Consider the following 6760-nt stretch of genomic DNA (forward strand, 5'->3'; position numbering starts at 1 on the left):
ATCCTATCCCTATACTTTATAAATATTTTTATATGCTGACACTAAAACCGCCTTAATGTTAAATAGCACGGCGAAATATTGAATTGCTTTCCGAAGCTTAACTTTTGCCTCAGGGAAAATGGTTTTCCGATATTCTTTTAAATAAATTGGCCGATATTTTTTAAAGGTCGCTTTGTCGCCAGTTAAGGCAGCAACCGCTAATAATGACATTAAGCCACTAATTTTTAACCCATTTAACACTTTTAGACTCAACGAATCAATCTTAGCTGATTGGGCATAACCAATAATCAATTCTGAAACTTTCAAAATATCAATGTAGCCTGAAATTGGCATTTGGTGCAAAGCACTTTCAGGATTTTGTAAGTAAAGATAATGGACTTCCTTGTTAAAACCAGCTTTAAAATCTGGTTTTTGAGCTAAAATTTTAGCCAATGCTAACGTATCTTCTTGATATTTAATGGTCGGATCAAAGGATGTATCAGACCAAAGTTGCGCTTTTGAAATTGATAAGAATGGGTAGCCGAATACAAATTGTTGACCAATATAAGCAAACATCTCATTTCGACTAACGCTGCGATTTAATTGTTCCGCATGATAAGCCCCAATTGGGCCTAAATTTGTCCCTGCAAAATCAACTTTTTGACTTTCAAAAAATTCAAAATCGTTATTAGAATTTACAATTTTTTCATGATAGGCTGCCACCATTGTTGGTAGCGGCGCATCATCAGCATCAATAAACATAATATACGTTCCGCTACTTTGCGCAATCGCAAAATTACGGGCTGCTGATACCCCACCATTGGTTTTATAAAGCACCTTAAACCGCTCATCAAGCGTTAGTTGTTTTAAGTGTTCCGTTGTTCCATCAGTTGAACCGTCATCAACAATTATGAATTCAACACTTTGATGCGTTTGGTCCTTTAGCTTATTGATCAGTTGGTCAACGAATTTAATCCCATTGTAAACCGGAATAATCACTGATACGTCTGGCATAATAATTTTCCCTATTCTTTTTATTTCATTTCTTTGATAATAACGCCACCCTTATGCGGTTTGACTTTACCCCGATGTGCACTAATCTTACCGTAAATTGTTTTGCCGAGTGCTAACTTTGAGAGCGCTTTTATCATGCCCCAAGTGCCCAAATTAGCTGTACTCCATGAATTTGTAAATAAGTGTTCCGTATAGCTGATTTTACGATTAAACGATGGGTAGACAAAATATTCTTTAGGCCAAATTACGACTTCATTATGACTTGTTCCTAGAACTTGTTTAGTATTATCTAGTTTAAATTCAGGATATAAAATCATTAACATTTTAGTAATTATCGGATTATTAGTCGTTACCCGAATTAATGACGACACATTTTCATATTTTTCTTCGTGATACATTTTAAGAATTTCAGCAAAAACCGGGGTCTCTTTTTCAGCCCCAAATAAGCCGGTGTGTAATGCATTATCAAACATAAAACAAAACATATTTTGGGCATCACGAAATTCGTCAGTAATTGGCTTTGTCATCAACATATCAGTATCGAAGTAAAAGCCGCCATAGCGATATACAACATCAAAACGTAGTGTATCGCTTAAAAAGCCCCAATTTTTTTCAGCATACATTTCTTGGGCGAAGGCATATTGATTTATATCCCAATTTTTTTCGTTCCATTCCATGAATTCCCAATCTGGCATTAACCGGTGCCAACTAGCAATACATTTTTGTACTTTTTCAGGCTTTTCGCCACCAAACCATGCATAATGAATAATTTTTGGTATCATCTTTAACTCCAATTACTTAAATTTACTATAAATAGACTTCATAATCCGGTCGACATTGCTACTATCGAACGTTTCAATGAAGTTTTTATCCATGCCCACACCTGGTTTTTCGGGATGAGCCATAACCGTTGCAATGGCATTTGTAACGGCATCAACATTGGTTGTATCGATCAATTCACCATATGCTGGGCCAATAATAAAGTCTTTCATCCCCGTATTTTTCGTGCCGATAACTTTTAAGCCATCAACTAATGCTTCAAAACCACCTAACCCAAAGCCTTCACGGCGTGATGGGAACACAAATAAATCAGCTGCAAAGTGCAACGCTTGAATATCATTACGATATCCAAGTAATTTCAATTGATTTTCTAAGCCCAATTCTTTAGCTAATGCTAAATATTCATCATGATTTGGACCTACACCCGCAATCATAAACTTCAAGTTGGGATTATTAATCTTACCCATCGCTTCGATCACAATGCGTTGGTTTTTCAAATTACTAAGTTCACCAACATGCAATAACACGAAATCATCTGGCTTTAGGCCAAGTTCTGCACGCTTTTCATTTCGCATACTTGCACGTTCTTCTGATGTAATTGCCATCATCTTTTTAACATCAATCCCGACGCTTGGAATGTATTCAACATTCTCAATTGGTAAATAATCAGCAATTTTTAAATCATTCGAATTAATCACAATTAATTGATCAGTAATGAAACCTAGTAACCATTCGATTGGAAATACCAGCCAATTTTTTTTAGGCCCGCCTTTAAAAAAGTGAAAACCGTGTGACGTGTACATGGTTTTCACTCCTTGCGACTTAGCAGCAATGCGACCTAGGACACTACCGATTGGTGAGTGAGCATGCATAAAGGCCCATTCATTTTTATCTTTCATAATGGCCCGTAATTGCTTAATCACGACAAAATTAGCTTTAAAAGAACCTAACTTACGGCCAAAGTCAATTTGATGACTAGTTACGTCATGTTCTTTTAACCATTGAATTAATTTATCATTTTCTTGATTATCCATTGAACCAAATTCTTTAAAATTCGTACCAACGTGAACCTCAAATCCAAGCTCTTGTAATATTAAAATATTATGTTGATTGAACTGGCGAATCATGTTTGCTTTTGCAGCAACAATTAAAACCTTTTTCATTTTTATCTCCAATACCAATTAGCACAAGCTATTTATCTTTATGATTATTCTTTGTTCCAGCCGTGCTATCGTCGTCTATCTGTTCTTCAACAACGCCATCCCGTTTAATAACATAGAGGATTGTTTTCATGAAAATTTTTCCATCATTTTTAAGGGAAACATTTTTAGCATATTCGGCATCATATCTTGCTTTAGGTTCGTCAGCTAAGTTATCACGACCATTAACTTGTGCCAAACCGGTTATACCTGGGCGGACACTTTCAGCTCCATTTTGGTGCCGCAAATCTAGTAAATTTTTTTCTTTGAGGATTATTGGGCGTGGACCAATAATACTCATATCCCCTTTAATAACATTAAATAATTGCGGTAACTCGTCAATTGAAAATTTCCGAATAAACTTACCAACAGCTGTATGATAATCATCCCCGTTTAAATCATTTGATGCAATTTCTGGTGTGTCAATTCGCATTGAACGAAATTTATACAATTTAAATGGTTGATGATCTTTACCCATACGAGTTTGCTTAAAGACGATTGGTCCTTTTGAACTAAGCTTAATTGCAATTGCTGCAACTAACATAATCGGTGATGTAACTACCAAAATAATCGCTGATAAAACAATGTCTATTAAGCGTTTGCCAAAGCTATTGTACATCGTAACTTTGCCTCCCAAATTTTTATAAATCATTTTTTGTATTACTTATTACACTTTTTTGTAAAAGCACAAAATAGCGTAATTTAAACCTATTATAGATAATACCATAGAATATGAAGCACAAAAAGACAATGCTTTGCATATTTACTAACCCTTAAAGCCTAAATGTCGCTTATTTACATCTCTCGATTGTAACATACTGCCCCTTTGATTGAATTAACCTTCCATATTAAATAACAAAACGTCGTCCGAAACTAACTCCGCACGACGTTGAATACCCTATTTTATTTCTTTTGCCGGTTATTAGCCAGTTGTTCATTAATTAAATCAATATCATTTTTAGTGGATAATCGAACTGTTGCCCAGACAATCAAATAAATGATTAAAAATTCAATGACAAACGTTATCGGATGGGCAAAAATAAAAGTCAATGATTTGAAGTACCAATCAAAAACGATCACCACCCCCAACGTCAACACCATATGAAGTAATAAACGTATTGTAAATGAGCCAATTTCTGCTTCTAAAATTAACGCTAGTTCACCCACTACAATCCCTAATAAAAATGTGCCAACAATTTGTTCTGGCGTAATTACTAACGGATGCCATTCAATTAATGAACCCAACATCGTAAATGCTGCACTGATAACTAGCCCTAATAATCCATGGCGCATATATTTTCGAATTCGCATCATTTTAACTCCTACAGCCCTAAGATTTGCTTTAATTCTGGAAGATATTTCCGACTAACACTGACGCGATTATTATTGGTTAAAAAAGCGGTCATATTGCCCGAAAAACCGGCCTCCAAATATTCAAGATGCTCGATATTAATTAGTGCACTCTTACTAATTTGAATAAATGTCTTGTGCGGTAAACGGGCATGAATTTTCTTTAGTTGTCCCCGTGTCGTATACCCCTTGGACGTTGTTTGAATTGAAATTTCAGTCCCAAATACTTCAATCAAAATTATCTCGCTGATTGGTAATAATACCACCCGATCCTCTAGTGTTATCGGTAAAGTTGTACTAGGTGGCGTTAAATTTTGAATTTGTTGCATCAAGTTTAGCACATCACCATTTATTTCTGCTGCCGAAACCATTACCTCAATTTCATCAGGCGCCAATTGTTCATTGGATGTAAAGTTTACTTTCATGTAGTAATCTTTTCCTTCCATATTTATGTTGTTATTTTAAATGCTTACGTGCAAATATCATAACACTAAACGTGAAGATTAGCGTAAAAATGCCTAAAATCATACCATTTTGCCAGGCAGTTGTTGCATTAACATGCCAAACAATGTCGACACCTAAATCTTTTTTCAAACTCAATAACGTCTTACTAGGTAAATTAGCCGCTGCCAATGGTTGCTGTAATAAAATTTGTCGATAAAGCGCTGAATTGTATGGTGCTGGTGTTAGCTGAATAATATGATTAGCCGTCTTCGATAAAATACCAAACGGTACATAAACTCCGACAAAAAAGCCCGCGGCAGTTGCTAAAATTGTCCCAACTTTGCCAAAGTTATCAGTGCGCTTAATAAAACTAGTTACCAATAAATTAAACGCCGTCCACACGAGACTCGATAAAATTGCGATCCCAAAGACTTGGGGTAATTGTTGCCATTGCATCTTTAAACCATCAGTTAAACCAAAATAGATACTCAAAATGACAAACATGACCATTTGCATAAGGACCCCAATTATCAATGACGCCCCAAGATAGCCCAATAGTAACTTACTTGGTGAAACATCGGTTAGAGCCAAATCTTTAAACGTCTGTTGTTCGCGATCACCGACAAACACGCTTAAACTATTTAACGTCGTCGTTAAGGCCGTAATCACCATCGTGCCACCGATTAACCACCAATCAAGGATGGTCGTTGCATTCGGTAATGCCGCCCACGAACTCATCAAATTACCTTTTAAAAATACTAAATATAAGACAATTGAAATAATTGCTCCTAATAGTGAAAGTAAAACGTTACTAAACTTACTAAAGTAGAGTTGTAAATTACGTCGAACCATCCAAATCATTTGCGCACCTCATTACCAGTCAATTGCAAAAATACATCATTTAAATTTACACGCTGATATTCAAAATCATCAATAATATTTTGATTAGCAACTAAAATATCGATAACTTCCTTACTCGTGATATTTTGTATTATTATTCCAACGTTTGTAACTTCAATAGTTTTATCTTTTAAATATTGTTTCAAAGTGTTGATATCCTTTGTAAATAAAGTTAATTTACCACCTAAGATTCCCTTTTCAAGGTTATCAATTGTATCTGCGACAACTAACTCACCGTGATCGATTACATAGACCATCTCTGCTGATTGGGCTTCTTCTAAATAATGCGTTGTTAAAATCATCGTCATTGCATTTTTAGTTCGTAGTTTTCCAAGGACCTGCCAAATTAGTTGCCGCGTCTGAATGTCTAATCCGGTTGAAGGTTCATCTAAAAATAAAACCTCGGGCTGGTTAAGTAAGGCGCGGGCAATATCGACCCGTCGCCGTTGTCCACCTGATAAAGTACCATATTTTTGTTTTAAAATATCATTTAATTGAAATTCATAAATTAACTCATTGAACCAACTATCCGACACATTACGGTACATTCCTGCCCGAATTTTTAAATTATCGATTACAGAAAGGTCGTCATCAAGGACACTATTTTGAAATACGACTCCTAACTTTTGGCGATATTTTTGATTAGTCGGTGCTAGGCCATCCATTTTTATCTCACCACTAGTTGGTTGAGCCATACCCGTAAGCATATTAATGGTTGTTGATTTACCAGCTCCATTGGGCCCTAAAAAAGCCACAAATTGACCGCCTTTAATGGTTAATGACAAGTCGTTAACTGCAATTTTTTGTTGATAGCGTTTTACTAAGTGCTTTACTAGTAGTTCTTTCATCTAAGTTCTCCTTTTATGTATGTGCTTAGTATACTATAGGTAACTAAATTCCATCCCCAGAGCCAAATAAGTGGCCAATTTTTGGTTATATATGGTCAAATTTACTTGATAAAAGTTAATGTAATTACCCGCGTAAAAAAGGGGTTGTGACATAACTACCTCTTAAATAAAAATTCCAGATGGAAATGAGTATCATTTCCATCTGGAATTTTTTTATTTTGAAAAAAGTGAATAAATTAGCGAGCA

At 35.4% G+C, this 6760-nt stretch carries 8 protein-coding genes; all 8 read right to left on the bottom strand.

Features of this window, described 5'->3' with window-relative positions; genetic code table 11:
* Positions 1–9: 9 nt before the first annotated feature.
* Positions 10–993 (bottom strand): glycosyltransferase family 2 protein, encoded by a 984-nt coding sequence (locus tag LQZ76_RS07910; RefSeq protein ID WP_230099185.1) that lies wholly within the window; start codon positions 991–993, stop codon positions 10–12.
* A 20-nt stretch (positions 994–1013) separates the two neighbouring features.
* Positions 1014–1775 carry a glycosyltransferase family 32 protein gene (locus tag LQZ76_RS07915; RefSeq protein ID WP_230099186.1) on the bottom strand — a complete coding sequence of 254 codons (762 nt, stop codon included), beginning with the start codon at positions 1773–1775 and terminating at the stop codon, positions 1014–1016.
* A gap of 12 nt (positions 1776–1787) precedes the next feature.
* The gene (locus tag LQZ76_RS07920; RefSeq protein ID WP_230099187.1) at positions 1788–2936 is read right to left on the bottom strand and encodes a glycosyltransferase; all 1149 of its coding nucleotides are present in this window, start codon (positions 2934–2936) and stop codon (positions 1788–1790) included.
* Between the two features lie 28 nt (positions 2937–2964).
* Positions 2965–3591 carry a sugar transferase gene (locus LQZ76_RS07925; RefSeq protein ID WP_230099188.1) on the bottom strand — a complete coding sequence of 209 codons (627 nt, stop codon included), beginning with the start codon at positions 3589–3591 and terminating at the stop codon, positions 2965–2967.
* Between the two features lie 284 nt (positions 3592–3875).
* Positions 3876–4286 (bottom strand): DUF3021 domain-containing protein, encoded by a 411-nt coding sequence (locus LQZ76_RS07930; RefSeq protein ID WP_230099189.1) that lies wholly within the window; start codon positions 4284–4286, stop codon positions 3876–3878.
* 8 nt (positions 4287–4294) lie between these two features.
* Positions 4295–4768, bottom strand: coding sequence for a LytTR family DNA-binding domain-containing protein (locus LQZ76_RS07935; RefSeq protein ID WP_230099190.1), 474 nt, complete (start codon positions 4766–4768; stop codon positions 4295–4297).
* Positions 4769–4778: 10 nt separating this feature from the next.
* Positions 4779–5627, bottom strand: coding sequence for an ABC transporter permease (locus tag LQZ76_RS07940; protein WP_230099191.1), 849 nt, complete (start codon positions 5625–5627; stop codon positions 4779–4781).
* The gene (locus LQZ76_RS07945; RefSeq protein WP_230099192.1) at positions 5624–6514 is read right to left on the bottom strand and encodes an ABC transporter ATP-binding protein; all 891 of its coding nucleotides are present in this window, start codon (positions 6512–6514) and stop codon (positions 5624–5626) included. Before LQZ76_RS07945 ends, LQZ76_RS07940 begins: the two co-directional genes overlap by 4 nt.
* Positions 6515–6760 lie beyond the last annotated feature (246 nt).

It is taken from the genome of Periweissella ghanensis (assembly GCF_918814755.1).
Taxonomy (GTDB): domain Bacteria; phylum Bacillota; class Bacilli; order Lactobacillales; family Lactobacillaceae; genus Periweissella; species Periweissella ghanensis.

Excerpts from the sequence above, each read along its gene's own strand:
- LQZ76_RS07910 (WP_230099185.1), bottom strand. The coding sequence starts at position 993 with ATGCCAGACGTATCAGTGATTATTCCGGTTTACAATGGGATTAAATTC.
- LQZ76_RS07915 (WP_230099186.1), bottom strand. The coding sequence starts at position 1,775 with ATGATACCAAAAATTATTCATTATGCATGGTTTGGTGGCGAAAAGCCT.
- LQZ76_RS07920 (WP_230099187.1), bottom strand. The coding sequence starts at position 2,936 with ATGAAAAAGGTTTTAATTGTTGCTGCAAAAGCAAACATGATTCGCCAG.
- LQZ76_RS07925 (WP_230099188.1), bottom strand. The coding sequence starts at position 3,591 with ATGTACAATAGCTTTGGCAAACGCTTAATAGACATTGTTTTATCAGCG.
- LQZ76_RS07930 (WP_230099189.1), bottom strand. The coding sequence starts at position 4,286 with ATGATGCGAATTCGAAAATATATGCGCCATGGATTATTAGGGCTAGTT.
- LQZ76_RS07935 (WP_230099190.1), bottom strand. The coding sequence starts at position 4,768 with ATGGAAGGAAAAGATTACTACATGAAAGTAAACTTTACATCCAATGAA.
- LQZ76_RS07940 (WP_230099191.1), bottom strand. The coding sequence starts at position 5,627 with ATGATTTGGATGGTTCGACGTAATTTACAACTCTACTTTAGTAAGTTT.
- LQZ76_RS07945 (WP_230099192.1), bottom strand. The coding sequence starts at position 6,514 with ATGAAAGAACTACTAGTAAAGCACTTAGTAAAACGCTATCAACAAAAA.